The sequence below is a fragment of the Variovorax sp. 05L425 genome (genome assembly GCF_056397705.1).
The window spans coordinates 1-2,131 of the sequence record NZ_JBFTNY010000062.1 but is presented as its reverse complement, the minus strand read 5'-3'; the positions used below and the strand labels follow the sequence as shown (position 1 = coordinate 2,131).

Genomic DNA, 2,131 nt, shown 5'->3' with positions numbered 1-2,131 from the left:
AACAGGTCGTCGTTGATGTGCTTCAAGGCATCGAGGTAACGGGCGTCGAAGATGTCGCCGTTCTCGTTCTCCACCACCACGCGCAGGGTGTTGCCCATGCCGCGCAATTCGCTGCGGTTGTTCAGGTAGTTCTGGATGTAGGGATGACCCACGGGGATCATCTTCTCGAAGCTGGCGTTGAGCGACACGCGCGTGGCGAAGAAGCCGAGCACCAGGGTGGCAAGCAGGCAGGCCAGCATGACCGCGACGCGGTGATTGAAGACGGCGCGCTCGAGCCAATTGCCCGAGTCCCGCGGGAAATCGGCAAGCTCGCGCACGACCGGCATGCGCTCCAGTCCGGAAGAGATAGCCATTACTTGTCCTTGGTGATCAGGTCGATGGTGCGCAGGCCGCGCGAGCCGCCCACCACGAGTTCGGTCTTGCCGCTGAAGGCGACTGCGGCCAGCGGCATGGGCGAGCGAGACGGCAAGGGCGCGAAGTTGTGGCCGCCATCGCCGGAGATGGCGATGGCGCCGCCCTGGTCGACCAGCGCCAGCACGCCATCGGCATTCAGAGCGCTGCCGACGATGCTCGCGGCAAGGCCGGTCTTCACGGGTTCCCACGACGCGCCCTCGTCCACGCTCAGGAAGGCGTTGCCGCGCATGCCGTAGGCCAGCACGCCGGCGCTCGTGGCCGCGAGGCCGAAGAGGCTGCCCTTGTAGGGCGAAGCCAGCACACGAAAGCGCTGTGCATCGGGGTCCAGCTTGAGCATGAGGCCACCTTCGCCCGCGATGTAGAGCGCGCCGCGCGCCGCGCGGATCGCATAGAGGTTGAGGAGGCCGGGGTTGTCGACACGGTCGAACCAGGGCTCCCATGTCTTGCCGCCGTCGACGGTGCGCATGACCAGCCCGTACGCGCCGACCACGAAGCCCTTGTCGGCGTCGGCGAACCATAGGTCGAGGAAGGGCTTGTCCGGGCCGGCGTCGAAGTTGCGCTGGGCCTCGTCGAGCAGCTTGCGGTCCGCCTCGCTCGCGCCGGGCGCGTCGGGCGCGGCGGCGCGCCGCTTCATGTGCTCGAGCACCAGGGCATTGGCCTGGCGCCCGTCGAGAAGTCGCGTCCAACCGAGGCCGCCATCGCGCGTGCCGAGGACCACGCCGTCATGGCCGCAGGCGTAGCCGACCTTGGCATCGACAAAGCTCACTGCGGTGAGGTCCGAGCTGACCGGAACCGGCGCCTGCGTCCAGTGGCGACCGCCGTCCGCGGAGTGCACGACGTGGCCGCGCTGGCCCACGGCGACGATGCGATCACCGGCGCGCGCGATGCCGGTGATGAGGCGCTGATCCGCCAGCGGGCTCATTCGCGCGGGCCGGTCCAGCACCTCGCTGGCCGCTGCCGTGGCGGCGCCGGAGGCGGCCAGCGAGCCGAGCGCCGCCAGCAGCATGCTTCTGCGTTGCACGTCGACTCCGCTTCAGCGCACGCCGGAGCCGGCCAGGGCGTCCGCGGACCAGGCGTTGGCCGACTGCGGCTCCATGAACTTCAGCCCGACGTTGTAGGCGCCCATCAGGCCGGTCATGTTGTAGCCGCCGGTGGTGAAGTCGTGAAACGACTGGCCCACGCTGGTCGGTGCCGGCACTTCGTAGGCCGGGTTCGAGTAGACGAAGCCGGCGCGGTAGAGCTGGCCGCGTGCGTCGTATTCGTCCGAAGCCACGGCGATCCAGCTGTCCTCGTCGATGTAGAAGGTGCGCTTGGCGTAGATGTGGCGCTTGTCGGCCTTCAGCGTGGCCTCGACCACCCACACGCGATGCGCCTCCCAGCGCACATAGTCCGGGTTCAGGTGGTTCGGCGTGGTCGTCGCGTACGGATCCTTGGCGTAGATCAGCTTGAACGCGTTGTAGGGCACCAGCATCTCCTGCTTGCCGACCAGCTTGAAGTCGTAGCGGTCCATGGCGCCGTTGAAGACCCAGGCGTCGTCGTAGGTCGAAGCACCGGCCGAGCCGGGATTGGGCGTGTCGTAGGCGATATCGGGTGCGAGCTTCACGCGGCGCTGGCCGGGCAGGTACTGCCAGGCGCGGCGGCCGTTCTTCATCGGGTTGATGTAGTCCTGCGCGAGCAGCGCTTCACCCGCTCGGCGTGCCGGCGCGGTGTAGGCGAT

Annotated in this window: 2 protein-coding genes and 1 pseudogene; all 3 read right to left on the bottom strand. The window is 68.2% G+C overall.

The window, feature by feature from the left end; translation table 11 throughout:
- A pseudogene (locus AC1DN9_RS29935) lies at positions 1–353 on the bottom strand (RND family transporter); the annotation flags it as partial.
- The gene (locus tag AC1DN9_RS29930; protein WP_478105998.1) at positions 353–1,435 is read right to left on the bottom strand and encodes a WD40/YVTN/BNR-like repeat-containing protein; all 1,083 of its coding nucleotides are present in this window, start codon (positions 1,433–1,435) and stop codon (positions 353–355) included. The pseudogene AC1DN9_RS29935 and the gene AC1DN9_RS29930, both read right to left, overlap by 1 nt.
- A 12-nt stretch (positions 1,436–1,447) precedes the next feature.
- Positions 1,448–2,131, bottom strand: a 684-nt coding sequence (locus AC1DN9_RS29925; protein ID WP_478105997.1) for a DUF1329 domain-containing protein, incomplete at its 5' end; no start/stop codon positions are given.